The sequence below is a fragment of the Streptomyces sp. NPDC055955 genome, assembly GCF_042270245.1.
In the GTDB taxonomy this organism is placed as follows: domain Bacteria; phylum Actinomycetota; class Actinomycetes; order Streptomycetales; family Streptomycetaceae; genus Streptomyces.
On sequence record NZ_JBHJYS010000013.1, the window covers coordinates 118,501 to 144,893 of the forward strand.

At 71.0% G+C, this 26,393-nt stretch carries 19 protein-coding genes; 12 read left to right on the forward strand and 7 right to left on the reverse strand.

What is annotated here, in order from left to right:
* Positions 1 to 30: 30 nt before the first annotated feature.
* Positions 31 to 261, forward strand: a complete 231-nt coding sequence (locus ACFC96_RS25670; RefSeq protein WP_376257813.1) for a hypothetical protein — start codon at positions 31 to 33, stop codon at positions 259 to 261.
* On the forward strand, positions 258 to 1,685 hold the full coding sequence (locus ACFC96_RS25675) for a sodium:solute symporter (RefSeq protein WP_376257815.1): 1,428 nt from the start codon (positions 258 to 260) through the stop codon (positions 1,683 to 1,685). Before ACFC96_RS25670 ends, ACFC96_RS25675 begins: the two co-directional genes overlap by 4 nt.
* Positions 1,686 to 1,766: 81 nt before the next feature.
* On the opposite strand, the gene ACFC96_RS25680 is transcribed toward ACFC96_RS25675, so the two are convergent.
* On the reverse strand, positions 1,767 to 4,421 hold the full coding sequence (locus tag ACFC96_RS25680; RefSeq protein ID WP_376614298.1) for a glycosyl hydrolase family 65 protein: 2,655 nt from the start codon (positions 4,419 to 4,421) through the stop codon (positions 1,767 to 1,769).
* 273 nt (positions 4,422 to 4,694) lie between these two features.
* Between ACFC96_RS25680 and ACFC96_RS25685 the strand changes: the two genes are divergently transcribed.
* From ACFC96_RS25685 to ACFC96_RS25710, 6 genes are all read left to right on the forward strand, one after another.
* On the forward strand, positions 4,695 to 5,447 hold the full coding sequence (locus ACFC96_RS25685) for a GntR family transcriptional regulator (protein WP_376257819.1): 753 nt from the start codon (positions 4,695 to 4,697) through the stop codon (positions 5,445 to 5,447).
* A 154-nt stretch (positions 5,448 to 5,601) separates the two neighbouring features.
* Positions 5,602 to 7,287, forward strand: a complete 1,686-nt coding sequence (locus tag ACFC96_RS25690; RefSeq protein ID WP_376614300.1) for a purine-cytosine permease family protein — start codon at positions 5,602 to 5,604, stop codon at positions 7,285 to 7,287.
* 195 nt (positions 7,288 to 7,482) lie between these two features.
* Positions 7,483 to 7,674 (forward strand): SPOR domain-containing protein, encoded by a 192-nt coding sequence (locus tag ACFC96_RS25695; RefSeq protein WP_376614302.1) that lies wholly within the window; start codon positions 7,483 to 7,485, stop codon positions 7,672 to 7,674.
* 30 nt (positions 7,675 to 7,704) lie between these two features.
* Positions 7,705 to 8,100, forward strand: a complete 396-nt coding sequence (locus tag ACFC96_RS25700) for a (deoxy)nucleoside triphosphate pyrophosphohydrolase (RefSeq protein ID WP_376257824.1) — start codon at positions 7,705 to 7,707, stop codon at positions 8,098 to 8,100.
* Between the two features lie 185 nt (positions 8,101 to 8,285).
* The gene (locus ACFC96_RS25705; protein WP_376614304.1) at positions 8,286 to 8,774 is read left to right on the forward strand and encodes an ATP-binding protein; all 489 of its coding nucleotides are present in this window, start codon (positions 8,286 to 8,288) and stop codon (positions 8,772 to 8,774) included.
* Positions 8,775 to 9,074: 300 nt separating this feature from the next.
* A complete protein-coding gene (locus ACFC96_RS25710; RefSeq protein WP_376614306.1) occupies positions 9,075 to 11,783 on the forward strand; it encodes a SpoIIE family protein phosphatase in 2,709 nt (902 codons plus the stop codon).
* A 22-nt stretch (positions 11,784 to 11,805) separates the two neighbouring features.
* Here ACFC96_RS25710 and ACFC96_RS25715 read toward each other — a convergent pair whose 3' ends face one another.
* Together ACFC96_RS25715 and ACFC96_RS25720 are read right to left on the reverse strand one after the other, a co-directional pair.
* Complete coding sequence (locus tag ACFC96_RS25715) at positions 11,806 to 12,519, reverse strand: PspA/IM30 family protein (protein WP_376257830.1); 714 nt, start codon at positions 12,517 to 12,519, stop codon at positions 11,806 to 11,808.
* Positions 12,520 to 12,574: 55 nt separating this feature from the next.
* The gene (locus ACFC96_RS25720) at positions 12,575 to 14,674 is read right to left on the reverse strand and encodes a TPM domain-containing protein (RefSeq protein ID WP_376614308.1); all 2,100 of its coding nucleotides are present in this window, start codon (positions 14,672 to 14,674) and stop codon (positions 12,575 to 12,577) included.
* Positions 14,675 to 14,798: 124 nt separating this feature from the next.
* Between ACFC96_RS25720 and ACFC96_RS25725 the strand changes: the two genes are divergently transcribed.
* Complete coding sequence (locus ACFC96_RS25725; RefSeq protein WP_376614309.1) at positions 14,799 to 15,482, forward strand: hypothetical protein; 684 nt, start codon at positions 14,799 to 14,801, stop codon at positions 15,480 to 15,482.
* A 12-nt stretch (positions 15,483 to 15,494) separates the two neighbouring features.
* Here ACFC96_RS25725 and ACFC96_RS25730 read toward each other — a convergent pair whose 3' ends face one another.
* Genes ACFC96_RS25730 through ACFC96_RS25745 form a run of 4 tightly spaced genes read right to left on the reverse strand, consistent with a single transcriptional unit; the run spans position 15,495 to position 19,346 of the window.
* The gene (locus tag ACFC96_RS25730; RefSeq protein WP_376257835.1) at positions 15,495 to 16,268 is read right to left on the reverse strand and encodes a succinate dehydrogenase/fumarate reductase iron-sulfur subunit; all 774 of its coding nucleotides are present in this window, start codon (positions 16,266 to 16,268) and stop codon (positions 15,495 to 15,497) included.
* Positions 16,265 to 18,193, reverse strand: coding sequence for a fumarate reductase/succinate dehydrogenase flavoprotein subunit (locus ACFC96_RS25735; protein ID WP_376257837.1), 1,929 nt, complete (start codon positions 18,191 to 18,193; stop codon positions 16,265 to 16,267). Before ACFC96_RS25735 ends, ACFC96_RS25730 begins: the two co-directional genes overlap by 4 nt.
* A 17-nt stretch (positions 18,194 to 18,210) precedes the next feature.
* Positions 18,211 to 19,038 (reverse strand): hypothetical protein, encoded by an 828-nt coding sequence (locus tag ACFC96_RS25740; RefSeq protein WP_376614311.1) that lies wholly within the window; start codon positions 19,036 to 19,038, stop codon positions 18,211 to 18,213.
* A 20-nt stretch (positions 19,039 to 19,058) separates the two neighbouring features.
* Positions 19,059 to 19,346, reverse strand: coding sequence for a hypothetical protein (locus tag ACFC96_RS25745; RefSeq protein WP_376257841.1), 288 nt, complete (start codon positions 19,344 to 19,346; stop codon positions 19,059 to 19,061).
* Between the two features lie 401 nt (positions 19,347 to 19,747).
* Here ACFC96_RS25745 and ACFC96_RS25750 point away from each other — a divergent pair, with 401 nt between their 5' ends.
* The 3 genes from ACFC96_RS25750 (at position 19,748) to ACFC96_RS25760 (ending at position 26,361) form a co-directional block, all read left to right on the forward strand.
* Complete coding sequence (locus tag ACFC96_RS25750) at positions 19,748 to 22,180, forward strand: ABC transporter family substrate-binding protein (protein ID WP_376614313.1); 2,433 nt, start codon at positions 19,748 to 19,750, stop codon at positions 22,178 to 22,180.
* Positions 22,181 to 22,507: 327 nt separating this feature from the next.
* Positions 22,508 to 24,415 carry a translational GTPase TypA gene (gene typA, locus ACFC96_RS25755; protein ID WP_376257845.1) on the forward strand — a complete coding sequence of 636 codons (1,908 nt, stop codon included), beginning with the start codon at positions 22,508 to 22,510 and terminating at the stop codon, positions 24,413 to 24,415.
* Between the two features lie 914 nt (positions 24,416 to 25,329).
* Positions 25,330 to 26,361 (forward strand): ABC transporter permease, encoded by a 1,032-nt coding sequence (locus tag ACFC96_RS25760; RefSeq protein ID WP_376614315.1) that lies wholly within the window; start codon positions 25,330 to 25,332, stop codon positions 26,359 to 26,361.
* Positions 26,362 to 26,393 lie beyond the last annotated feature (32 nt).

Sequence of the window (26,393 nt, forward strand, 5' to 3'; positions counted from 1 at the left end):
CCGTACCTCCCGCAGCCGTATGGAGCCCTGATGAGAAAACCGCACGTGCTCTGGGCCCTCGTGCCCGTACTGGCTTTCCTCAGCACCCCGTTCCTGCCTTTCGTCAACGGTCCGTACCTCTGGTTCGGCATCCCCTCCGTCCTGGCCTGGTGCCTGCTGTGGACGGCCGGCACGACGGCGTCGCTCGCCCTCGTCGAACACTTCGCGCGCACCGACAACGACCGCGCCGACCGCGACGAGGCCGAGGAGGCCGCCGCATGAACACCACCATGGCCATCACTCTCATCGGCATGGTCTCCATCGCCGTCGTCGGCGTGAGCGGGCGCAGACCGCGCAAGGGGGAACTCGGTGAATGGACCGTGGGGAAACGGAAGTTCTCCACCTTCACCACCTGGTTCCTCCAGGCGGGCGAGGCGTTCACGACCTTCAGCTTCCTCGGCCTCGCCGGCATCGCCTTCGGCGGAGGCGTCGCCGCCGCGTTCGCCCTGTGTTACCTCGCGATCAACTTCGTCCTGCAGTACTTCACGGCGCCCCGGATGCGTGAACTCGGCCGCAAGGGCGGCTATCTGACGCAGGCCGACTTCTTCGCCGACCGCTACCGCAGCCCCCTGCTCGGCAAGGTCGTCGCCGTCGTCGGTGCCGTCTTCCTGCTGCCGTACCTCCAGCTCCAGATCACCGGGCTCGGCATGATCGTCCAGCTCGCCACCGGGAGCCGCACGGGCGGCAACCTCAGCATGGTCCTCGCGACCGTCCTCACCGTCGCCTTCGTCCTGTGGTCCGGGATCCGCGGCATCGCCCGCGTCGCCTACCTCAAGGACGCGCTGATGATCTTGGGGCTCGTGGTGCTGCTCATCGGCGTCGCGGTCTCCGTGCGGGGCGGCATCGGAGGCCTCTTCGAGACCGTACGGGACAGCCACCCGCAGCTTTTGACGTTTCATCAGGAAGGCTATGACGCGACGTTCTTCGTCACCGCCGTCATCATCTCGGGCATCGGCGGCGGGCTCGGCACCATGGCCCACCTGTGGCCGCCGGTCCTCGCCGCCGTCAGCGGGCGCGCCCTGCGCAAGAACGCCATCTGGCTGCCGCTCTACCAGATAGCGCTCGGCATCCCGATCATCGTCGGCTTCGCCGGAATCCTCATGGTGAAGCCGGGCTCGCCCGCGAACTCCGTCGCCCTCACGCTCGCGGGCCAGACCCTTCCCGGCTGGCTCGTCGGCCTCGTCGCGGTCGCCGCGGCCTCGGCCGCCATGGTCCCCTCGGCGGCCATCGTCGTGGGCATCTCCAGCCTGCTGTCCCGCAACCTCCTGAGCGCGCGCAACGAACGTACGCAGCTGCGTACCAACCACCTCTGCGTGGTCGCGGCCGCCGCTCTCGCCCTCGTGCTGGGCCTGACCAGGCCCGGACTCCTGTCCGACCTGCTGCTGCTCACCTACGGCGGCCTCACCCAGCTCGCCCCGGCGATCGTCATGGGCCTGGCCAGGAAGGTGCGTCTGGACGCCGTGCCCGCGCTGCTCGGCATCCTGGCCGGCGTCGGCGTCCTGATCTGGCTCACCTTCGGGGGCGTGGACGTCGGCACGGTCGACACCGGGCTCATCGCGCTCGTCCCGAACCTGGTGGTGACGGCGGTCGCCCAGCTCGTGGTGCGGTCCCGCTCCCTGGCTGCCGTGCCGGCCGAGGCCAACTGACCGGCCGCCGGGCGCCGTCGCGCGGTGTGGGGCCGCGCGCGGCGCCCGGCGGTCCGGGGCCTGCCGGTCGGGCGGCAGGCCCTACCTCACTCTCAACTCCTGCAGGGGCTCCGGCTTTTCGCCGTTCTCGGTGATACGGACGTACCGGGCCGTTCGCCCCGGCGCGAAGGCCCGCCAGGACGCCCCGTCGGCCGACGTCGTCACCGCGTACGCGCGCGTGCCGGTGACGTCCACCCCGGAGACCTGCACCGTCCGGCCGAGGTCGACCGTGAGGGAGGCGTGTGCGGTCGCCGGCTGCCAGGGGGTGACGGGATTGCCGTCCACCGCCGCCTCCGCGTACAGGCCGGGCTCCTCGGACGTCGCCGTCGCGGTGCGGCAGCGGGCCAGGTCCGAGGTGGGTTCGAGGTCGGGGCGCCGGGTGCGCAGGACGAGCCCGCCGCGGTCGACCGTGGCGCGCCCGGCGGGCGAGACGACGGGGAACGGCTCGCCCGCGGTCAGCCTGACCGTCGTACGCTCCGGCCCGATCGCGATGTCGTACGTGCGTCCGCGCCAGGTCAGTCCGCGCAGCGTCACGCCCCTGCCGAGCTGCGGCGGCAGCGACGGGTCCAGGCGCAGGGCGTCCTCCTCCAGCCGCAGGCCGGTCAGGCCGTGCGTGAACACCTGGAGGAAGCCCCCCTTCCCGGTCAGGAAGTCCTGCGCGGGCGTGCCCGCGAGCGGGTCGCTGGACCCCGCCTTCGTGCCGCGCGCCTCCGAGAAGAGCCCGAACGGCTCCCGGAAGAACGGCTTCGAGGCGCGCCGCAGGAACGTGTACGTGGCGCAGCCCGGCTCCCCGATCGACGCGGCGGCCACCGCGTTCACGGAGTCCGTCATCGCGGGCCCGTCCGGGTCGGTGTGCGCGACGTAGTAGTCCAGGGTCGCCGCCGCCGCGCCCTTCGGCATCGGCTGCCAGTCCAGCGGATACAGCAGCAGGACGGCGTCGGCCTGTTTGATCGTCGAGCCGTTGTATCCCTCGTACTGGAGGAAGATCTTGCGCCTGGGGTCGTACGGGATGCGGAGTCCGCCCGCGATCGCCGTCCACGCGGCCGGGGGTGCGGCGCCCACGAGCCGGGCGGCGCGGGCGGCGGAGCGCAGGGCCGTGGCCGCGACGGCGTTCGTGTAGACGCCGTCATCGACGCCGTTGCTGTACTCGTCGGGGCCCGCGACGTCCTTGATGGAGTACGAGCCGTCGGCGTTCTTCGTGACGCGTGAAGTCCAGTACTGCGCAAGGCCCTTGAGCAGCGGCCAGCCGCGTGAGCGCAGCCAGGCGCGGTCGCCCGTGGCCAGGTAGTACTGCCAGGCGGCGAGCGCGATGTCGCCCTGGAGGTGGTTCTGGGTGACGCAGTGCGGCGGGTACCAGCTCTGGCACTCCGTCCACAGGGCGCCGCGGCTCGCGCTGGTCCACGGGTACATGAGGCCCTCGACCGACGTCTTGAGGGCGTTGTCGGCGGCCGCCTCGCGTGTGCGGTAGCGGTATTCGAGGACGGGTCGCGCCAGTTCGGGCCGGTCGGCGAGCAGCGCGGGGAACATCCACGTCTCGGCGTCCCAGAAGATCATGCCCGCGTAGGCGTCGCCGGTGAGCCCGGCGGGCGCGACGCTGTCGCGACCGCCGGCGCGCACCGCGGTGAGGAGCCCGTACCGCGCGGCCCGCACCTGCTGCTGGAGCTCGGGCCGGTCGGGCACCTCGATGTCCGAGGTCCACAACTTCCGCCAGGAAGCGGAGTGTCGGCGGAACACCGCGTCCCATCCGGCGCCGGCCGCCTGCTGCGCGGCGCCGACGGCCGAGTCGTGCGGGGTGCGGGAGGTGAGAGCCGTGTCCACGCCGACGTACTTGGTGACGGTGTACGTGCTGCCCGTGGCGACGGAGAAAGTGGCGGACTGACTGTTCGTCAACGTATCGGTGCGGCCCGCCGCGCGGGTGCGGCCGGGGGCGCGCAGGGTGGAGGCGACGACGCCGTCCTCGCGGGTGCCGTCGGTGCGGAAGCCCACCGCCATCGTGCGCTTGCCCGCGGGGCCGCCGCCGGTGGGCGCGATCCGGCGGGCGCCGCGGCCGTCGATCCGGTCGGTGACGGTCGCCTCGCCGCTCCAGTGCGGCGTGACCCGCAGCCGCACGGCTCCGGTGTGCGGGTGGGAGCGGTCGGTCAGCACGTCGTACGTCAGGTCGGTGCGCCGGCCGTCCCTGTGCGTCCAGGTCAGCGACGTGCGGACGAACCCGCACCGCAGGCTGAGGGTCTGCCGGTAGTGCGAGATCCGGCTGCCGGGGCCGTACGTCTCGTCGCCCACCGTCAGATCGAGCGCCGTCCAGTTCGGCAGTGCGGCGACGGCCTCGCGGCGCGCGGTGTTCTCGGGGCCGCGCGCGTAGAGCCCGGCGGCGAACGCCCCGTCGTAGCGCGGTGTGTAGAGCGGCCAGCCGGTCCTGTCGCCGGGTTCGGCGTAGCCGGCGCCGGACGGCGGGACGCGCACGCCGAGATATCCGTTGCCGGTGTACGCGTGATAGGTGTTCGCGGGGTCGACGCGGGTGGTGGCCGGGGCCCAGGCGGGGTCGCCGGCGCAGGCCGCGGAGGCCCGGGCGGGGGAGCCCGCGCGCACGGGGGCGGGCGCGGGGGCGGGCGCCGCCAGGGCTGCACCCGGTGAGGCACCGAGCACCGCGAGCGCGAGGAGGGCGGTGAGGCGGGCGGGGGATCGGCGGGGTCGGGTCACGATCCGACGATGCGGGCGGTTGCGGACGGGAGCCGGGCAACCCGCGCCGGGGGTCCCACGGATGGCGGGGGTGTCCCCGCCGCCACCGGTCTCGACGGCCTGGCGTAAGGATTCCCTTACCCGGGAAAAGTCCCTGCGTGAAGGCGTGCGCTCGCGCATGTCATCACTTCGAGTGATTCTCTGGCCCTCGCTTGCGGCACACAACCCAGGGTTGCGACGCTGTTGCTGTCTGTCAATCTGACGGGTCGCCATGGGTCTGAGGGAGTGCAGCCAGTGACATTCGGTGAGCAGCCGGCGTATCTGCGCGTCGCGGGTGATCTTCGCAGGAAGATCGTCAATGGATCGCTGCCTCCGCACACCCGGCTCCCGTCACAGGCCAGGATCCGCGAGGAGTACGGCGTCTCGGACACCGTCGCCCTCGAAGCCCGCAAGGTGCTGATGGCCGAAGGGCTCGTCGAGGGGCGCTCGGGCTCGGGCACGTATGTGCGCGAGACGCCGGTGCCGCGCCGTGTCGCCCGCTCCGGCTACCGGCCGAGCAGCGGCTCCACCCCTTTCAAGCAGGAGCAGGCCGACGAGACGGCGCGCGGCACGTGGGACTCCCGCAGCGAGCAGGTCGAGGCGAGCAGCGTCATCGCCGAGCGCCTCGGTGTCCGCGCCGGTGACCGCGTGATGTGCACGAAGTACGTCTACCGGGACGCGGGGGAGGCCATGATGCTCTCCACTTCCTGGGAACCTCTCGCGGTCACGGGACGCACCCCCGTGATGCTCCCGGAGGAGGGCCCCCTCGGCGGCTGCGGTGTCGTCGAGCGCATGGCCGCGATCGACGTGATCGTGGACAACGTGACGGAGGAGGTCGGCGCCCGCCCCGGCCTCGCCGAGGAGCTCATGGCGCTCGGCGGAGTGCCCGGCCATGTCGTCCTCGTCATCCAGCGCACGTACTTCGCGTCGGGCAGACCGGTCGAGACGGCGGACGTCGTCGTCCCCGCCGACCGGTACCGGATCGCATACCACCTGCCCGTGAGGTGACCGATACGCGAACGCTCTGTCCGGGGCGCGTGACGGCGACTTAACCCCCGGCCGCCTCCCGTAACGCCGGGGCAATCACCGGCGGCCCCGCATTGTCATGCACGGCTCCTAACTTCCGTCCGTACCCGCAATCGGCCGGACGACAGGAACCCTCATGACGGACACGGTCACCCGTGACACAGAGGCAGCCCCGCCGCGGCGCAGCTACGCCAAGCTCGCCGCGGACGAGAGCCGCGAGGACTTCTCGCTGCGCTACGCGCCCCACTCCTACCGGCGCTGGTCCCCGACCATGGTCGCGTCCACCGCGCTCGGCGGCATCGCCTACCTCGCCGACTTCGCGATCGGCGCCTCCATCGTCTTCACCTACGGCTTCACGAGCGGGCTCGCCTCGATCCTGTGCGCGGCGACGATCATCTTCCTGACCGGCATCCCCATCGCCCGCGCCTGCGCCAAGTACGGCCTGGACATGGACCTCATCACCCGGGGCGCGGGCTTCGGCTACTTCGGCTCGACGCTCACGTCGCTCATCTACGCCTCGTTCACCTTCATCTTCTTCGCGCTCGAAGGCTCGATCATGGCGCAGGCCATGCACGAGGTCGTCGGACTGCCGCTGCCCGTCGGCTACTTGCTGACCACACTCATCGTCATCCCGATCGTCTTCCGCGGCATGGGAGCCCTCGCCAAGGTGCAGGCGTGGACACAGCCGGTCTGGCTCATCGGACTCGTGCTGCCCTTCGTGATCCTGGCCTTCCACTCGCCGGGCTCCTTCGGCGACTTCACCCACTTCGGCGGCACGGAGGGTGCGGGCAGCGGCTTCTCCTGGCTCGGCTTCGGTCTGGGCACCGGCGTCGCGCTCTCCCTCATCGCGCAGATCGGCGAGCAGGCCGACTACCTCCGCTTCATGCCGGCCAGGACCGAGGCGAACCGGAAGCGGTGGAATCTGGCCGTTCTCGCGGCGGGCCCCGGCTGGGTGATCATCGGCGCGGCCAAGCAGCTCGGCGGCGCGCTCCTCGCCTTCGTGGCCCTCGAAGCCGTCGGCAGGACCCATGCCCTGGAGCCCATCGCCCCGCAGGTCGAGGCGCTCAAGCCGTGGCTCGGCTCGGTTGCCCTGCCCGCCGCCGCGCTCTTCGTGGTCGTTTCCCAGATCAAGATCAACGTGACCAACGCCTACAGCGGCTCGCTGTCCTGGTCGAACTTCTTCTCCCGCATCACCCACCGCCACCCGGGGCGTGTCTGGTACATCTTCCTCAACCTCGCCATCGCGCTGACGCTGATGGAGATGAACATGTTCGCGGCCCTGAACAAGCTGCTGGGCTTCTACTCGAACGTGGGCATCGCCTGGATCGCGGCCGTCGCCGCCGACCTCGTCATCAACAAGCGGATCGGCTGGAGCCCGAAGTACATCGAGTTCAAGCGGGCCTATCTGTACGCCGTGAACCCGGCCGGTTTCGGCGCCATGGTGATCGCGTCGGCCGTCTCGATCGTCGCGTTCTTCGGGGTGTTCGGTGACTACGCGGAGGCCTTCTCGACGTTCATCGCGGCCGGACTCGCCCTGACGCTCTGCCCGTTGATCGCCTGGGCCACCAAGGGCAAGTACTACCTGGCCAGGCCCAACCCGGTGAACGGCCCCGGTGTCGAGATCGCCGACATCGCGGCGACCCACACGTGCAGTGTCTGCGAGACGGCGTACGAACTCCCGGACATCGCGGACTGTCCCGTCCTGTCGGGCCCGATCTGCTCGCTGTGCTGCTCGCTCGACGCGGGGTGCGGCGACGTCTGCCGCAAGGAGCCGCAGGCGGGTCCGGTGCTGATGCCCGTGCCGACGGTGCGTACCGGCTGACCGCCCGGGCCGGCGAACGTCCAGGGGGCGCACTCTTCACAGTGCGCCCCCTGCGTATTGGCTGGTTGCGTATCTCTTTGTGCCAATGCGTATCCGCTGCGTGAAGGTCAGGCGTACGCTCGGGCATATGCGGAGTGGGGTTTCCTCAGAAAGCGGGGCGCTGTGCGAGCCGGGGTCGGGGAGTGGAGGGGCGCGATGAACGAGGGCACGACCACACTTGTGTGGCTCGTCATACGCCAGGACGACAACGGCAACCGCTATCGCGTCGGCAGGTACGCGACCAGGGCGGAAGCCCAGAAGATCGCCGACAGTCTCGACGACCGCGGCCACAAGCAGCTCTACTGGGTCGAGCGCCTCGGCCAGGCGCAGAACGGCACCGGGCGCTGACGTTCCCGCCCGCGCCGTAGGCTCCGGCACATGACTGAACCGACCGTCGTCGTCGCCGCGGCCCTTCACGAGGGCGGCCGTCTGCTCGCCGCGCGACGCAGTGCGCCCCCCGAGCTCGCGGGCCGCTGGGAACTCCCCGGCGGCAAGGTCGAGCCCGGTGAGGACCCGCAGCGCGCTCTCGTACGGGAGCTGCGCGAGGAACTCGGGATCGGCGCGGAGCTCGTGGCGCCCGTCCCGGGGGAGTGGCCCCTGAAGCCCGGATATGTGCTGCGGGTGTGGACCGCGCGCCTGCTGTCCGGCCGCCCCCGCCCCCTGGAGGACCACGACGAGCTGCGCTGGCTCGGGCCGGACGAGGTCTGGTCCGTGGACTGGCTCGACCAGGACGTCCCCGCGGTGAAGGCGGTGCTCGCGGCGCAGCGGCCGTGATCCGTCCGCCGGCGGTCCTGTCCGCGGCGCCGGTCGTCGTGCCGCGGGTCGCCGCCGCCGTGCCGTCGGCCGGCGCCGTCGTGCTGCCGGTTGTGTCACCCGTCCCCTCGTCCGAAGTGCTCCGTTCGTGCCGCCCTTCGCGGAGTGTGCGTGTGAGACGGTAGCGCTCATGGCCGCCCGGGTATATGCCGATTAACCCTATGAAATCGGACGTGATCCGAAGGGGTGGACGGGGTTCTACTGCTGCCTGGGAAGTGATCGGCGTGTTCGACACCGACGGCGACGGGGAGTGCGCCGAGTGGGTCTTCCCCGAGGAACCGGGCACAGTCCGTTCCGCTCGCGCCGCGGTCCGCGGCCAGCTCGGTGTCTGGGACCTCGATTCGCTCGGAGATGTCACCGAACTGCTCGTCAGTGAGCTGGTGACCAACGCGCTCCGGCACGCTTCCGGCCCCATCGGTGTACGTCTCCTGCGGTCGGCGGAGCCGGCCGACACCCTGCGGGTGGAGGTCTCCGATCCCCTTCCGGATCCGCCGTTGGAGCGCGTCGCGGGTCCGGAGGAGGAAAGCGGGCGGGGGCTCCAGCTGGTCGCGGGGGCGGCGCGGCGATGGGGCACGCGGCCCGGTGACGCGGGCAAGACGGTCTGGTTCGAACTCTCGCTGCCGGGACAGCACTGACCGCGGCCGTCAGGGGTGGCCGGAACCTGCGGCCGGAACCGGTGGCATCGCGCCGGTTAAGAGCAACCCTCCCTGGTTAGGAGACAGGGAGCATGCTGATCGGCGAAGGGGCCGACCAGGAAAAGGCGCGGGACAGCCGCGGATCTGGTTGTCGTCCTGTTACGTGAGGACGGGCCAAAAAGCGTCGGGACCGTGGTGTGATCGTGAACACCGTGTTGCGCGGCTCCGTAGTGCTGGATACTGCGGGCAGCCGCTCCGGTGACCGGTGCCGGACGCGGTGAGCTGGAGGGGACGGTTCGCGTGAGCGAGATACCAGCGAAGGCCACGTCGTCCGAGGACACCTCGGGCGGGACGGCCGCGCGCGATGCGGCAGGCCCGCTCCGGGCCGAGACGTGGCAGAGCAGTCCGCCCGGCTCCATGTACGACTACATCAAGGTCGCCTCCTTCTCCATCGGACCGGACGGGCTGGTCGACCAGTGGAGCCGGCGCGCGGAGCAGCTCTTCGGTGTCCGTGCGCAGGAGGCCGTGGGCAAGGACCCCATCGAGGCCTTCGTCTCCACGGAACTGCGCGAGCGCGGCCACCGCAAGATGGCGGAGATCCTCGACGGCCGCGAGTGGACGGGCGTCGTCCCCTTCCGGATGCCCAGGGACCGGACGGCGGACGCGGGCGGAGCGGCGCCCGGCGAGCGCGATCCGCACGCCCCCGATCAGTCCGTCCCCGGTCAGCGGGGCCCCGCTCCGTATACGGAGGGCATAGCCGAGGTCTACGTCATGCCGACGGAGACGGAGTCCGGCGAGCGCGCCGCCGTCTGCATCGTCGTCGACGTCCGCGCCCTGCGCCGCATCGAGACGGACCTCGCCGCGTCGCAGGCCATTTTCGGCCAATCTCCTTTCGGCTTCCTGCTGTTCGGCACCGATCTGAAGGTGCAGCGGGCCAACCGGCCCTTCGCCGCCGTCTTCGGCGGCCGGGCCGACGACCACCGCGGCCGCACCGTCCACGACTATCTGCCCCGGGGCGAGGCCGAGCGCGTACAGGCAGCGCTGCGCCGCGTCCTGGAGAGCGGCGAGTCCGTCACCGACATGCAACTGGTCGGGCCCGCGCCCGACTCCGCCGAGCGCCGGCACTGGTCGATCAACCTCTACCGCGTGCACAGCGGCAGCGGCCGGCCCATCGGCGTCGCCGGGCTCGCCACCGACGTCACCCGGCGGCACGCCGCCGCCCGCGAGGCCGCTCACGCCCGCCGCAACCTCGCCCTCCTCAACGAGGCGGGGTCCCGCATAGGCAACTCGCTCGACCTGGAGACCACCGCCCGCGAGCTCCTCGACGTCGTCGTCCCCGGCTTCTGCGACCTCGCCTCCGTGGACCTCTACCAGGGGCTCCTCGCGGGCGACGAGTCGGCGCTCAACAGCCGCAGCCTCGCCGACGGCAGCGCCGAGCTGCGCAGGGTCGCCGCCGCGAGCGCCGTCGCCGACGTGCCGTACCTCGAAGCATCCGGTGGCGACGGGGTCGTCGAGGTCGGAGCCGTCCACCGCTACTCCTTCAACTCGCCCTGCGCGGACGCCCTGCGCACCGCCCGCCCCCAGTTCGTCCCCGCTGCGTCCGGCGGCCTCATCCAGTCGACGCTGGCCGTGCCGATGGTCGCCCACGACACCGTCGTCGGCCTCGCGCGCTTCGCCCGCACGAAGGGCAGCGAGCCCTTCAACGACCGCGACCGCGCCCTCGCCGTCGAACTCGCCGCCCGCGCCGCCGTCTGCATCGACAACGCCCGCCTCTACCGGCGCGAGCACGAGCGCGCCCTGATACTCCAGCGGTCGCTGCTCCCGCCGGACGACCCCGAGGCGTCCGGCCTCGACATCGCCTGCCGGTATCTGCCGGGCAACGCGGCCACCGAGGTCGGCGGCGACTGGTTCGACGTCATCGAGCTGCCGGGGCACAGGACCGCGCTCGTCGTCGGCGACGTCATGGGCCGTGGCCTGCGCGCCGCCGTCGCCATGGGCGAACTGCGCACCGCCGTAAGGACCCTGGCCCTCCTCGACCTCGAACCCGCGGAGGTCCTCTCCGCGCTCGACGAGATCGCCCGCGGCCTCGGCGCGCCCGGCAGCCCGTCGTCCCCGGCGCCCGGCCCCGGCCGCGGCGTCCAGCAGGCCACCCGCGCCGCCCGCAGAACCGGCGACGCCGACCTCTCCGAGGTCTACCTCGCCACCTGCGTGTACGCGGTCTACGACGCCGTGACCCGGCGCTGCACCTTCGCCAACGCGGGTCATCTGCCGCCCGTCCTGGTCGAGCCCGGCGAAGGGGCGCTCATGCTCGACGTACCCCCGGGCATGCCGCTCGGCGTCGGCGGGGAACCCTTCGAGGAGGTCGAGGTCGAACTGCCCGAGGGCTCACTCCTCGCCCTCTACACCGACGGGCTCGTCGAGTCCCGCGACCATCCCCTCGACGAGGGCCTCTCCGCGTTCCGCAGGGCCCTGGACGATCCCTCGCCCGCGCTCGAAGACGTCTGCGACCACGTGCTGACCACGCTCGACACCCACCACGGCGAGGACGACATCGCGCTGCTGATGGCCCGCGTGCAGGGCCTGCCGGCCGACGCCGTGGGCGACTGGACGCTGCCGCGCGAGCCGCGCTCGGTGGGCCGCGCCCGCGAGTTCGCCCGTGCCCAGCTGACCCAATGGGACCTGGAGCCGCTCGTCGACACGACGGAACTGCTGGTCAGCGAGCTGGTCACCAATGCCCTGCGGTACGGCGAGGGCGAGATCAGGCTGCGCCTGCTGCTCGACCGCACCCTCGTGTGCGAGGTGTGGGACGCGGGCCTCGTCCAGCCGCGCCGCCGCCGCGCGCGCGACACGGACGAGGGTGGCCGCGGGCTTCAGCTCGTCGGCCTGCTCAGCGCCTCCTGGGGCTCGCGCAGGACGCCGCGCGGCAAGACCGTCTGGTTCGAACTCCCGCTGCCGGACGGCGACTCGGCGGCCGTGGACCCGACGGAGGCGCTGCTCAGCCTGTACTGACCGGGCACGCCGCCTCCTCGCTCTAGGCGGACGTCTTGAGCGCCGCCAGGCGCGCCTCGATCTCCGCCGTGTCGCCGAGGCCCTCCAGCCGCTCGAACTGGGCGTCGAGCGACGAGTCGGCGAGCTCCTGCTTGCCCAGCGCCTTGGCCTCCTCGCGGCGCACCTTCTCCTCGAAGCGGCTCAGCTCGCTCGTCGGGTCGAGGACGTCGATGTTCCTGGCGGCGTCCAGCATCTGGTTCTGGGCCTGCGCCGTCTTGGCGCGCGCCACCAACTGGTCCCGCTTCGAACGGAGTTCGACCAGCTTCGTCCTCATCTGGTCGAGGCCGGACTTCAGCTTTCCGACGACCTCGCTCTGCGCGGCGATCGTCGGCTCGGCGTCCTTCGCCTCCTTCTCCGCGTTCAGCTGCCGCCCGAGCGCCACCTTGGCGAGGTTGTCGAACCTGTCGGCCTCCGCGGCACCGCCCGCCGCCCGCAGTTCGTCGGCCTTCTTGCTCGCGGCGAGCGCCTTGCCGCCCCACTCGGCGGCCGCCTCGACGTCCTCCTTGTGGTCCTGCTCCATCATCCGCAGATTGCCGATGGTCGTCGCGACGGCCTGCTCGGCCTCGGTGATGTTGTTCGAGTAGTCGCGGATCAGCTGGTCGAGCATCTTCTGCGGGTCCTCGGCTCCGTCCAGAAGGGCGTTGATGTTCGCCTTCGCCAGCTGGGTGACGCGGCCGAGAACGGTCTGCTTGGTCATGAGAGTGCTCCTTGTACGAGGGAGATACGTGGGGAACCGGGTGGATGCCGCCGGGTCAGAACCGTCCGCCGCCGCCCCTGCGGCCACGGGTGTCGCCCCCGCCGAAACTCCCCGGACCGCCGCCGCCGAACCCGCCCCCGAAGCCACCGCCCCCGCCGAACCCCCCGCCGGACCGCCCGCCGCCCAGGAGTTCGCCGAGGATGATCCCGCCGAGCACGGCGCCGCCCACGCCCCCTCCGCCGCGCCCGCCCCCGCCGCCGTACGGATTCCCGAAGGACCGCACGTCCTGCTCGGCGAGCTGCTGTGCCTGCCGGGCCAGCGCGTCGGCCCGCTGGGCGCCGGCCAGGGCGGCGGCGGGATCGGCCTGCGCCGCCGTCCGCACGTACTCCAGATGCCGCTGGGCCTCGGCCAGGCGCGTGCGGGCCTGGCTGCCCACCGCCCCGCGGTGCGTGGTGATGAAGTCCGACGCGGCGCCGACGCTGCTGCGGGCCGTGAGTTCCGTCTGGTCGAGCAGGGAGCGCGCGCGGGCGGTGCCGGACTCGCGTGCGCGGGCCTCGGCCAGGGACGCGTCGAGCGCCGAGTCGGCCTCCTCCACACGGCGCAGCGCGTCGATCGGGTCGTAGGGGCCGGCGGCCATCTCCTTGCGCACGCCGGCGGTGACGGTCTCCACGCGCGCGACGCGCCCGCGCAGACCGGCCGTGGACGCGCCCTCGGTCATGCTCATGCCGTCCAGGAGTCCGTGCGCGTCCGCGAGGTCGGTGTCGGACTCGGTGAGCGCGGCCGGCAGTTTCCCGGCGGCCTCGGCCAGTTCCCGGCCGCGCCGGTCGACCGCGTCCACGAAGGTGCCCGCCTGGTCGACGGCCGACTCGGCGGCCCGCAGGAACACCGCGGCCCTGCCGTTGTCGCCCGCGTCGACGCAGCTTCGCGCCTGTCCGAGGTTCGTCGTGGCGAACACCAGCCGGTCCTTGGCCTGCTCGATGTGGCCCGCCACGGGAAGCAGGGCGGACGGCGCGTAGCGGGAGCCGAGCGCCGCCAGCGTCTCTTCGGCCGTCGTCGTGCGGGCGGCCAGGTCGCGGGAGGTGAGCTCCACGTGCGCGAGGGCCTCGGGCGCGGTGCGCTCCAGGGCCCGCAGCCGGTCGAAGCCCGCGGCCTCGGCGTCGAGCCTGCGCCCCGCCTCGGTGCAGCGGGTGATGATCTCGTCCAGCATCTGCCGCTTCGTCGCGTCGTCCTCGGGGCGCTCGTCGTCGAGCTGCTGGCGTAGCCGGAAGGCCGCCGTCAACTCCGACCGGGCATACTCCACCGCCTCGGTGAACGGCTTGACGGCCTCGTCGCCGAACTGTGCGGTGGCGAAGCCGAGTTCCTCCGTACTCGTGCGGATCGCGTCGTCGCTCTCCACCAGCATCTGCCGGGCCCGCCTGTCCAGCTCGGGCAGCGGCGTGACCTTCGGTCCCGTGCGCCCGCCCCAGCCGCCGCCGGGCGTGGTCCGGGTCCGCGCACGCCTCTTGCGACGGGTGTACGTGAACGCCGCGAGGGCGCCCGCGCCGCCGACCGCGATGAGGGGCAGGGCGAGGTCGGCCGCGCTGGGCCTGGTGTCCGAGCCGCCGGGGTCGGCCGGACCCGGGGTGACGGTGGGGACGGGGACGGGGCGGCCCGCGAGCGTGGCGGCGATGCCGTCGGCCGCTCCGATCCCGGCGCCCGCCCAGTCGTTCCTGCGCAGCGGCGGTTCGATCGCGGTCTGCGCGACATTCTTGAGCTGCGCGTCGGTGAGCTGGGAGTCCTGGTCGACGGAGTAGGCGTACTGCCGGTCGTGCGTGGCGACGGCGAGGAGCACGTCGTCGAGGCCGAGGCCGTTCTTGGCGGAAGTGTCATCGGCCCAGTCCTGGGGGGAGCGGCCGGAGAAGTCGCGTACGTAGACCACGAAGAGCTGAGTGTGGTGCCGGCTGTCGAGCGAGTCGAGGGCCGAGGCGACGTCGGGCTCACGGTCGCGCAGAGCATCCACCTTGTCGGTGATCTGGCCGGTCCTCGACAGAGTGACGGGGTCGTCGGCCCCGGCGGTCGTGGCGGGCAGAAGCGCCCAGCAGAGCGCGAGCACGGCGGCCACGGCCGGCCGCGCGGCTATCCGTACCGGACGGGGGCGACTCGGAGGCGGCGTCACAGTTGGGAGCGTATGACCGGATCTGGGGTACCGCGACCGGGATCGACACGATCCGGTTGTGCCGAATCCGCATTGTTATCGCCGGGCCTTCCGGCAAAACCGCTGCTCACCATAGGTTTCCGGGATGGAGAACGGACCCTGGGCCGCAGGCGGAGCGATCAGCGAACCGGAGCTTGTCGGGTCCGGCCCCGCGGCCGCCGCGCACCGCCCCGAGCTCCTGCCCGTCTCACGGCGGCGGCGCCCCCTCGGCGCGCTGCTCGTCGGCGCGCTCGCCGCGTCCGCCGTCTGGGGCGCCGGACTGTACGCGTTCGGCGCGCAGGGCCCCGACCTGAGGGGCTACCGGGTCAGCGACCGCCTGTGCTCCCTCCTCGCGATGCCCCACCTCGCCACGGTCTTCGACCGCGGATCGCGCTGGCAGTCCACGCGGAGCAGCAGTGGGGCGGTGGACACGGCGGACTGTTCGGGGGAGCTGGAACGGAAGGAGGGCACCGGGCGGGCCGCCACGATCACGGTGTCCATGGTCCTGCACAAGCGGACGGACCCCGGCGCGGAGTTCGACGCGGCGCGCACGACGGCCGCCGAGCGGATCCCGGGCCGCACCGAGGTGCGGACGGCGAAGGGCCTGGGCGACCGGGCGTACACGGTCGTCCACGGCCGGACGGCCACGGTCCATGTCCTGGACGGCGACGCGGAGTTCACTCTGAGCGTCAGCACCGCACCGGCCGGCGGTCGCGTCACACCGGAGCGGCTGCGGCCGCTCGTGGCGGGCGACATGGGCGCGCTGATGCGCCGGGTGAGCGCTCCGTAGCGCCGCGCGGTCTCACGAGGGCGACCTGCGCCGGATCTTGTTCCCCAGCCACACCACCGGGTCGTACTTGCGGTCGACCGCCCGTTCCTTCAAGGGGATCAGGGCGTTGTCGGTGATGTGGATGCCCTCCGGGCAGACCTCCGTGCAGCACTTCGTGATGTTGCAGTAGCCGAGCCCGTGGTCCTCCTGGGCCGTGCGCTTGCGGTCGAGGCCGGAGTCCGAGGCCGCGTCGAGGGGGTGCATGTCCAGCTCGGCGACCCGCATCAGGAAGCGCGGGCCCGCGAAGGCCGCCTTGTTCTCCTCGTGGTCGCGCACCGCGTGGCACGTGTCCTGGCACAGGAAGCACTCGATGCACTTACGGAACTCCTGCGAGCGGTCCACGTCCTCCTGCTGCATGCGGTACTCGCCCGGGCCGACCCCCGCCGGCGGGACGAACGCGGGGATCTCGCGGGCCTTCGTGTAGTTGAAGCCGACGTCCGTGACCAGGTCGCGGACCACGGGGAAGGCGCGCAGCGGCGTCACCGTGATGACGTCCTCACGGTCGAAGACCGACATGCGGGTCATGCACATCAGGCGGGGCCGGCCGTTGATCTCCGCCGAGCACGAACCGCACTTGCCCGCCTTGCAGTTCCAGCGGACCGCGAGGTCGGAGGCCTGGGTCGCCTGGATCCTGTGGATGATGTCGAGGACGACCTCGCCGTCGTTCACCTCCACGGAGAAGTCCGTCAGGTCGCCGCCCTCGGCGTCCCCGCGCCAGACCCTGAATCGCGCTTCGTACGAACTCACTCGTACAGCTCCTCTTCGGCGAGGTACTTGACCAGCTCTTCCTTCTCGAAGAGGGCGAGCAGGTCCGGGCGGATGGGCTCGGTGGTGTCGCGCACGAGGTCGATCTGGCCCCGGACCGGGTCCGTGGCCGCGAGGCCGCCGGTCGGATCGACGAGGCGGCACAGCAGGTTCGTCCGGCGCCAGCGGCGGTCCATCGTCGGATGGTCCTCGCGTGTGTGACCGCCGCGCGACTCCGTGCGCTCCAGGGCGGCCCGCGCGATGCACTCGCTGACGAGCAGCATGTTGCGCAGGTCGAGCGAGAGGTGCCAGCCGGGGTTGAACTGGCGGTGCCCCTCCACCCCGGCCCGCCGCGCCCGCGTCCGCAGCCCGGCGAGCCGGTCGAGCGCCTCGGCCATCTCCTCCTCGCGGCGGATGATGCCGACCAGGTCGTTCATCGCCTGCTGGAGTTCCTGGTGGAGCGTGTACGGGTTCTCGGCGACGCCCCCGTCCGCGGGACCCTCCGCGGAGAACGGCCGCAGTGCCTCCGCCGCCGCCGTGTCGACCTGGTCCGCGTCGATGGCCGGGCGCTCGTCGAGCCCGGCCGCGTACTCGGCCGCGTGCAGCCCGGCGCGGCGGCCGAAGACGAGGAGGTCGGAGAGCGAGTTGCCGCCGAGACGGTTCGAGCCGTGCATGCCGCCCGCCACCTCGCCGGCCGCGAACAGGCCGGGGACACCGCGCGCCGCCGCCGTGTCCGAGTCGACGGCGATGCCGCCCATCACGTAGTGGCAGGTCGGACCGACCTCCATCGGCTCGGCCGTGATGTCGACGTCCGCCAGCTCCTTGAACTGGTGGTACATCGACGGCAGCCGGCGCCGGATGCGCTCGGCCGGCATGCGCGTGGAGACGTCGAGGAAGACACCGCCGTGCGGGGAGCCGCGGCCCGCCTTCACCTCGGAGTTGATGGCGCGCGCCACCTCGTCGCGGGGCAGCAGCTCCGGCGGGCGCCGGTTGTGGTCCGGGTCGTCGTACCAGCGGTCGCCCTCGTCCTCCGACTCGGCGTACTTCTCCTTGAAGACGTCGGGGACGTAGTCGAACATGAACCGCTTGCCCTCGGAGTTGCGCAGGACCCCGCCGTCGCCGCGCACCGACTCCGTGACGAGGATGCCCTTCACCGACGGCGGCCAGACCATTCCCGTCGGATGGAACTGCACGAACTCCATGTTCAGCAGCGGCGCCCCGGCGAGCAGCGCCAGCGCGTGGCCGTCGCCCGTGTACTCCCACGAGTTCGACGTCACCTTGAACGACTTGCCGATCCCGCCCGTCGCCAGCACCACGCTCGGCGCCTCCAGGACGAAGAAGCGGCCGCTCTCGCGCTCGTAGCAGAACGCGCCGGAGACGCGGTCACCGTCCTTGAGCACGCGGGTGACCGTGCACTCCTGGAAGACCTTGAGGCGCGCCTCGTAGTCGCCGAACTCCTTGTGGTCCTCCTGCTGGAGCGCCACGATCTTCTGCTGGAGCGTGCGGATCAGCTCCAGGCCCGTGCGGTCACCGACGTGCGCGAGGCGCGGGTACTCGTGGCCTCCGAAGTTGCGCTGCGAGATCCGGCCGTCCGCCGTCCGGTCGAACAGGGCGCCCCAGGTCTCCAACTCCCATACGCGGTCCGGTGCTTCGCGTGCGTGCAGCTCGGCCATCCGCCACTGGTTGAGGAACTTGCCACCGCGCAGCGTGTCGCGGAAGTGGACCTGCCAGCTGTCGCCGGAGTTCACGTTCCCCATGGCCGCGGCGATGCCGCCCTCGGCCATCACGGTGTGCGCCTTGCCGAAGAGGGACTTGCAGATCACGGCCGTACGCGCGCCGCGCTCGCGCGCCTCGATCGCCGCGCGCAGGCCGGCGCCACCCGCCCCCACCACGACGACGTCCCACTGCTGCCGCTCCACTTGAGACATCAGAAGTGCCACCCCATCTAGAAGAAGCGCGGATCGTCGAAGGCGCCGGACGCCAGCAGGAACACGTAGAAGTCGGCGAGCGCGACGCTAATCAACGACGCCCAGGCGAGCAGCATGTGACGGCTGTTCAATTTTCCGACCCACTGCCACATCCGGTAGCGCACCGGATGCTTGGAGAAGTGCTTGAGCTTGCCGCCGACGATGTGCCGGCACGAGTGGCAGGACAGGGTGTACGCCCAGATCAGCGTGATGTTCAGAAGGAAGACGAGCGTGCCGAGACCCATGTGACCCCACTCGTACTGCTCGTTGCGGAACGAGAGCACCGTGTCGTAGGTCAGGATTCCCGCCACGAGGATCGCCGCGTAGAAGAAGTAGCGGTGGATGTTCTGCAGGATCAGCGGGAAGCGGGTCTCGCCCGTGTACTTCTTGTGCGGCTCGGCGACCGCGCAGGCGGGCGGTGACGCCCAGAACCCGCGGTAGTAGGCCTTCCGGTAGTAGTAGCAGGTCAGCCGGAAGCCGAGCGGGAAGATCAGGATGAGCAGCGCGGGGGACAGGCCCCACCAGCTGCCGAATATCTCCCAGTTGGGGCCCGCGTGCATCGGCTTGCAGTTCTCCGCGATGCACGGGGAGTAGAACGGCGAGACGTACGGCGCGTGGTAGTAGTCCGCGTTCGCGAAGGCCCGCCACGTCGAGTAGACGATGAAGGCGAGCAGCCCCGCGGCGGTACTGGCGGGCGCCAGCCACCAGCGGTCGGTGCGCAGGTGCCCGGACGCGATCGCGGCGCGCGTCCTGTCCCGGACGCCGTGCGCGCCCGCTTGGTGATGGGGTTCCGTGCCGGTGGCCAACGAAGCCTCCGCTCAGAGGGTCAGGGGGCGTGCCGGTCCCGGGCGCCGAGTCCTTCGTCGTCCGAGTCGGTCCAGAGCGTGCTGTCGTACGGGGTGTCGGGGACGGGCACGAGTTCGGGGCGGCGCGGTGGCGGCGGAGCGGCGGCGGCCGACCGCAGCAGCGCGACGCTCTCGCGCAGATGGTCGGCGTCGGTGCGTACGCGCCGTACGTCGAGGCCGCCGTCGAGCTGCCGCTCCAGGCGCCCCACGGTCCGGCACAGCTCGTCGAGGCAGCGCTCGGCTGCCGCCAAGTCGTCGTTCAGGGACATGACTTGCCCTCGCTTCCGCTGGTGCGGCGGAGATGCTCATGCGCCTGCGAGTGTCGCGCGTCACATCACGCCTTGTGAAGGGATCTGCGCGGATTGCTGGAGTGCGGGGCTCCGTGCGCCCCCCTTCGGGGGTGGCGCATCGGAGGGTGGGGCGCTGGGGTTTCGCCGCCGGGCGCGGGGCCGTGAGGCCTGTCGCGCGGTTCCCCGCGCCCCTGACGGGGCCGTCATTGGGCCGCACGAGTGGGGTTCCGGCACCGCAGCGCCGTGTCTGCGACCGCCTGCTCGCCCCGTCCCCTTCAGTGGGGCGATAGATGTGATCAGCTCCATATACCGCCATACGTGATCAAACCCGGCCCGGTCCTGGCAAGCGGGCGGCCGGGCTAGCCCCGGAGGTACCCGTGATGTCCCATGACGGCGCCACATCTCGCCCCGCCAGGCGTCCGGCGCGGCGTCCCGTCCTGCGCTCGGCCGCGTTCCTCGTCTCGGGGGCGCTCGCGGTGACGGCCCTGGCCGGCTGCAGCTCGGACGACGACCAAGCAGAGTCCAGCAGTCCGGCCGCCGCCCAGGACATCGCACCCGCGGCCCGCGGCGACATCGCCGACGGCGGAACTCTGCGCTGGGCGCTGGACACGCTGCCGGGGACTCTCAACTCCTTCCAGGCCGACGCCGACGCGGGCACGTCCCGCGTCGCCGGCGCCGTGCTGCCCTCGATGTACCGGCTCGACAACCAGGGCAGGGCGGTGCGCGACCCGGACTTCCTGGAGAAGGCCGAGGTCATCCAGCGCGAGCCCAAGCAGGTCGTCCTGTACAAGCTGAACCAGCAGGCGGTGTGGAGCGACGGCCGCGAGATCGGCGCCGCCGACTTCGCCGCCCAGTGGCGCGCGCTGTCCGGCAAGAACTCCGCGTACTGGACGGCCCACAACGCGGGCTACGACCGCATCGAGAAGATCGAGCGGGGCAAGAACAACCTGGAGGTGCGGGTCACCTTCGCGAAGCCGTACGCGGACTGGCGCTCGCTGTTCTCGCCGCTGTACCCCAAGGAGGTCATGGGGACTCCGGACGCCTTCAACGAGGAGGCCAGGCGCACGCTCAAGGTCACCGCCGGTCCCTTCTCGATCAAGGGGATCGACCGCGGCGCCAAGGACATCACGCTGGTGCGCAACCCGCGCTGGTGGGGCCGCCAGGCCAAGCTGGAGCAGCTCGTCCTGCGGGCCGTGCCCCGCGAGGACCGCGCCGACGCGCTCGTCGCGGGGAAGGTCGACCTCGCCGCCGTCGACCCGGAAGAGGCCTCCCGCATCACCCTCGCCGACCGTGACAAGGGTGCCTCGGGCCCGCTCGCCCACGGCCCCGGCGCGCTCACGCCCGCCCAGGCGATGCGGTCCTGGGCCGTCGCGCACGGCGAGGACGAGGACGCGGCCGACGCGGAACTCGACGCCCGCGCGAAGACCCGCAAGGCCGCGGGCAAGTACGAGAAGGAACAGTCGCGCCTGGAGGGCTACGTCCTCCGCAAGTCCCTCGAGCCCGCGTTCACGCAGCTCGCGCTGAACGGCTCCGTAGGTCCCCTGGCCGACGAGCGGGTGCGTCGCGCCGTCGCCCGCGCCATCGACCGCAAGAAGCTCGCCGAGGTCGTCCTCAAGCCGCTCGGACTGCCCGCGAACCCCGTCGGCAGCCACCTCGCCCTCGCCGGGCAGCAGGCGTACGCCGACAGCAGTGGTGCGCTCGGCAGCCAGGACACCAACGAGGCCCGGGCGCTGCTCGCGGACGCGGGCTGGGTGTCGGGCGGTCCCCTGAAGAAGGAGACCGCGACGACCAAGCCGAAGACGGCCGGCAGCGAGGCCGACAGCGAGGCCGGCAGCGAGGGCGAGAAGAGCAGGACGGGCGCGGAGGACAAGAAGGCCGAGGACAAGAAGGGCGCCGGCTCCGACTCGGACGACGGCACGTACATCGTCGGCGAGAGCGACCAGAAGCCGGGCGACCGGCAGCCCCCGCTGCTCGACCCCGGGCGCACCGCCGCCTACCAGTACGCCGCGCTCCTGCGCCAGGCCGACGCGCGGAAGCTGCGCGGGGCCGACAAGGAGAGGAAGCACGCGGATCAGTACGCGAAGGAGGCCGCTCGGGGTGGCGCCCCGGGCGCGTACGCCCCGAAGGGGACGGCCGCGCCCGCCGGCGCCCCCGCCGGGCCGCTCGCCAAGGACGGCAAGCCGCTGACGCTGCGCTTCGTGCTCCCGTCGGGCCCCGGCTCGGACTCGCTGCGCGCGGTCGCCGACCGGATCTCGCAGATGCTGGAGAAGATCGGTATCCGCACGGAGACGTCGAAGGTCACCGACGCCAGCTACTTCAAGGACCACATCGCGTCCGGGCAGTACGACATGGCGCTCTACTCGTGGCCCGCGTCGGCCTTCCCGGCCACCGACGCCCGCCCGATCTACGCCAAGCCGGTGCCGGCGGCGGACGGCACGCTCACGGTCGAGCAGAACTACACCCGGGTCGGTACGGACCACATCGACCAGCTCTTCGACCAGGCGATCGGTGAGCTCGACGAGGGGGAGGAGCGCTCCCTGGTCAAGCAGGCCGACGCCCGTATCTGGGCCGCAGCAGGATCGATTCCTCTCTACCAGCGCCCGGAGCTCGTGGCCGCCCGTCGCAACATCGCCAACGCGGGAGCCTTCGGCTTCCAGACGCCCGACTACGAGGACATCGGCTTCCTGAAGGCGGGTGCGCGGCCGGGAGCCGAGCCGAACGCCTCCGGCAAGGCGCACTCCTCCGCGAGCCCGGCCGGGAAATCGTCCGAGGAGCCGTCCGGGAAGCCGTCCGAGGAGACGTCCGACGAGTGACGCACATCGCACCCTGAGCGACTCCGAGAGCCCCTGGGGGATCGCGTGGAAGATCACCCAGCTCAGATCTCGCTCAAGTCCCTTGCCCGCCGCTCCCTCCGGCGGGCAAGGTTCGTACCACCACTGACCTGCGGTTTCTCAGAGGCGCCCCCCACGCCTCTCCGCGACGTTCACTCACTGTGCATCCTTGACCCCAGGGCCCCAGAAGGCCTACCCGGCCGAAGCCACGTACGATGGGGTGAGGCCGTGGCGTGTCCAGCCCGGCAGGGCGCGTGTACGAAGAGACGTACGCGCAGCCGTCCACTCACTCCGGGAGTACGCCGCAATATGGCCACGCGCCACGACATCCGAAACGTCGCCATCGTCGCTCACGTCGACCACGGCAAGACGACCATCGTCGACGCCATGCTCAAGCAGGCCGGCTCGTTCGCCGCGCACGCCGCCGAGTCGCTCGACGATCGCATGATGGACTCGAATGACCTGGAGCGTGAGAAGGGCATCACGATCCTGGCCAAGAACACGGCGGTGAAGTACCACCCGAAGGATGGCGGCGACGTCATCACGATCAACATCATCGACACCCCGGGCCACGCCGACTTCGGTGGCGAGGTCGAGCGTGGTCTGTCGATGGTCGACGCCGTGGTCCTGCTCGTGGACGCCTCCGAGGGCCCGCTCCCGCAGACCCGCTTCGTGCTGCGCAAGGCCCTCCAGCAGCGCCTGCCCGTCATCCTGTGCATCAACAAGACGGACCGTCCCGACTCGCGCATCGACGAGGTCGTCAACGAGACGTACGACCTCTTCCTCGACCTGGACGCCGACGAGGACCAGATCGAGTTCCCGATCGTCTACGCGTGCGGCCGTGACGGCATCGCCTCGCTGACCAAGCCGGAGAACGGCACTGTCCCCTCGGACTCCACCAACCTGGAGCCGTTCTTCTCCACGATCCTGGAGCACGTCCCGGCTCCGACGTACGAGGAGGAGGCCCCCCTCCAGGCGCACGTCACCAACCTGGACGCCGACAACTTCCTCGGCCGTATCGCGCTGCTGCGCGTCGAGCAGGGCGAGCTGCGCAAGGGCCAGACCGTGGCCTGGATCAAGCGCGACGGCACGATCTCGAACGTCCGCATCACCGAGCTGATGATGACCGAGGCGCTCACCCGCAAGCCCGCCGAGGTCGCGGGCCCCGGTGACATCTGCGCCGTCGCCGGTATCCCCGACATCATGATCGGCGAGACCCTGGCCGACCCGGAGAACCCGGTCGCGCTGCCGCTCATCACGGTGGACGAGCCGGCCATCTCCATGGTCATCGGCACGAACACCTCGCCGCTGGTCGGCCGTGGCGGCACCGGCAAGGGCGCCCAGGCCAAGTCCGCGGTCAAGGACCGCAAGGTCACCGCCCGCCAGGTGAAGGACCGCCTGGACCGCGAGCTGATCGGTAACGTCTCGCTCCGCGTCCTCGACACCGAGCGTCCCGACGCCTGGGAGGTCCAGGGCCGTGGTGAGCTCGCGCTCGCCATCCTGGTCGAGCAGATGCGCCGCGAGGGCTTCGAGCTGACCATCGGCAAGCCGCAGGTCGTCACCCGTGAGGTCGACGGCAAGACGCACGAGCCGGTCGAGCGCCTCACGGTCGACGTGCCCGAGGAGCACATGGGCGCGGTCACGCAGCTCATGGGCGTCCGCAAGGGCCGCATGGACAACATGTCGAACCACGGCTCCGGCTGGGTCCGCATGGAGTTCGTCGTGCCGTCGCGCGGTCTCATCGGCTTCCGTACGGAGTTCCTGACGAACACCCGCGGTACGGGTATCGCCCACTCCATCCACGAGGGCCACGAGCCGTGGTTCGGCACGCTGACGACCCGTAACAACGGCTCGCTGGTCGCCGACCGCGCCGGTGCCGTCACCGCGTTCGCGATGACGAACCTGCAGGAGCGTGGCGTGCTGTTCACCGACCCCGGCACCGAGGTGTACGAGGGCATGATCGTCGGCGAGAACTCGCGCGCCGACGACATGGACGTGAACATCACCAAGGAGAAGAAGCTCACCAACATGCGCTCCTCCTCCGCCGACTCCTTCGAGGCGATCGTCCCGCCGCGCAAGCTCTCCCTGGAGCAGTCCCTGGAGTTCTGCCGCGACGACGAGTGCGTCGAGGTGACCCCGGAGGCCGTCCGCATCCGCAAGGTCGTCCTGGACCAGAAGGAGCGCGGCCGCACGGCCTCGCGCGCCAAGCACGGCTGATCCCGAGACAGTTGGGCCCGGGCTCCCCTTCAGGGGGGCCCGGGCCTTTGTCGTATGTCCTGCGCCGGGAGGTCCCCGCAGGAGTTTTTACAGGATCGTCGCCCGCACCAGGTGGTACTTCACTACCCTCGTGGCATCCTGGACGCGTTCCCGCGCGATCCACGCGCGTTGATCCGCCTGCCGAGAGTCTTCCCACAGCCCTGCGCAAGGGCTCGTGATGTGCAACTCGTTTTCCCGAGGCGACGTCCGGAATCCGGACACCTCTGACCGATAGATGTGTAACGAGTCCGTTTCGCAGGGATCTATCTAGGATCAGTTTGTCCGGATTTTGGGCTAAGTACGCATCAGGTGTGATCGAACCGAGACCAAAAGACTGTGGTCGGTCCGATTCTGATGCCAGATAGTTGAGCGCGTAGAGCTCGGGTCAATGGGTCACGCACTGTGGGGAGTGCCGACTCGCGAGCACACTGAGGCACTTTCAATCCTCGCCGTCAGGGGTGTCGGCCAGGTGGCATGTGCCTCCACTTGTAGTGAACAAAAGTGGACTCATGAGGAGGAACCCATGCGAGGTGCCACAAGCGCCATATGGGTCGCGTCGCCCCGGATGGCAGGTACAGGACTCGCGGGCAGTGGCTCCGTGGTCGGCACGGCGCTCAAGCGCCGCGACAGTCTCTGACGGCACGGCCTGCCCGGTCGGGTCAGGTTCCCCCGGGGTGAGTTCACCCCAGTCGTAGCTCAACCGCGCGCATCCGGCCTCGGGTTGCCGTGTACCGCCCGTAGGTCGTCGTACCCCCTGGTGGCAATCCAGCTGGAGTGGCGTACGCCGTGCGACGGCCGTCGGTCCGGTGCTCCGTCCCACAGGGAGGAGCCCGCCGTGTGCCGACGACCTCCAACACCTGTGAAATGGACGAATCATGACGAGTCCAATCGAGATTGAGGGCGCCGAGACCTCTTCCGCCTTGGACAAGGACAGCGCGCCGCAGGCTGACGCGAAGGAGCCCAAGAAGCTCGAGGGGCGCAGCCCCGGACAGCTGATGTGGCGTCGCTTCAAACGGGACAAGACGGGCGTCGTCTCCGCCTTCGTCGTCCTGTTCTTCTTCCTGATAGCCGCGCTCGCGCCGGTCATCGCGAAGGTGTACGGCAAGGACCCGTACACCTTCTACGGGCAGGACGACCCCACACTCCTCAACGAGTTCAACCTGCCGGCCGGTCCCAACGGCGGTATCTCGCCCGAGCATTGGTTCGGCATCGACCCGAACTACGGCCGCGACGTGTTCTCGTACCTGCTCTACGGCATGCGTACGTCGCTCTACACGGCGCTGCTGGCCACGATCGGCATCGTCATCGTGGGCGTGCTCATCGGTCTCGTCTCCGGGTACTTCGGCGGCAAGATCGACTACTGGCTCGGGCGGCTGACCGACTTCATGCTCGCCCTGCCCAGCCAGCTGTTCATGGTCGCGGTGATGCCCGTCGTGGTCACGGTGTTCGTGGCGCCCGACGAGGAGACCCCGGTCTACATCCGCTTCCTCGCCATCCTCGGCGTGATGTGGCTCCTCACCTGGATGAGCCTGTCCCGTCTGGTGCGCGCCGTCACGCTCTCGCTGCGTGAGCGCGAGTTCGTGGAGGCGGCGAAGGTCGCGGGCGCCTCGCCCTGGCGGATCATCCGCAAGGAGCTGCTGCCCAACCTGATCACGCCGATCATCGTGCAGGGCACGTACCTGCTCCCCAGCACCATCCTCTCGGTCGCCTTCCTGTCCTTCGTCGGCGTCGGGTATCAGGACCCGACCCCCGACTGGGGCCTGATGTTCGCCACCGGCGCGAACATCTACGAGCAGGACCCGACCTACATGTTCTTCCCGGGTGTCGCCATGGTCGTCTTCTTCGTGGCGTTCAACCTCCTCGGGGACTCCGTCCGGGATGCGTTCGATCCCAAGACGGGTCGCTGAACCCAGCCCCCGAGGGGGAGCTGCCACCCGGG

Excerpts from the sequence above, each read along its gene's own strand:
- ACFC96_RS25670 (WP_376257813.1), top strand. The coding sequence starts at position 31 with ATGAGAAAACCGCACGTGCTCTGGGCCCTCGTGCCCGTACTGGCTTTC.
- ACFC96_RS25675 (WP_376257815.1), top strand. The coding sequence starts at position 258 with ATGAACACCACCATGGCCATCACTCTCATCGGCATGGTCTCCATCGCC.
- ACFC96_RS25690 (WP_376614300.1), top strand. The coding sequence starts at position 5,602 with ATGACGGACACGGTCACCCGTGACACAGAGGCAGCCCCGCCGCGGCGC.
- ACFC96_RS25695 (WP_376614302.1), top strand. The coding sequence starts at position 7,483 with ATGAACGAGGGCACGACCACACTTGTGTGGCTCGTCATACGCCAGGAC.
- ACFC96_RS25700 (WP_376257824.1), top strand. The coding sequence starts at position 7,705 with ATGACTGAACCGACCGTCGTCGTCGCCGCGGCCCTTCACGAGGGCGGC.
- ACFC96_RS25705 (WP_376614304.1), top strand. The coding sequence starts at position 8,286 with ATGCCGATTAACCCTATGAAATCGGACGTGATCCGAAGGGGTGGACGG.
- ACFC96_RS25715 (WP_376257830.1), bottom strand. The coding sequence starts at position 12,519 with ATGACCAAGCAGACCGTTCTCGGCCGCGTCACCCAGCTGGCGAAGGCG.
- ACFC96_RS25725 (WP_376614309.1), top strand. The coding sequence starts at position 14,799 with ATGGAGAACGGACCCTGGGCCGCAGGCGGAGCGATCAGCGAACCGGAG.
- ACFC96_RS25735 (WP_376257837.1), bottom strand. The coding sequence starts at position 18,193 with ATGTCTCAAGTGGAGCGGCAGCAGTGGGACGTCGTCGTGGTGGGGGCG.
- ACFC96_RS25745 (WP_376257841.1), bottom strand. The coding sequence starts at position 19,346 with ATGTCCCTGAACGACGACTTGGCGGCAGCCGAGCGCTGCCTCGACGAG.
- ACFC96_RS25750 (WP_376614313.1), top strand. The coding sequence starts at position 19,748 with ATGTCCCATGACGGCGCCACATCTCGCCCCGCCAGGCGTCCGGCGCGG.
- typA (WP_376257845.1), top strand. The coding sequence starts at position 22,508 with ATGGCCACGCGCCACGACATCCGAAACGTCGCCATCGTCGCTCACGTC.
- ACFC96_RS25760 (WP_376614315.1), top strand. The coding sequence starts at position 25,330 with ATGACGAGTCCAATCGAGATTGAGGGCGCCGAGACCTCTTCCGCCTTG.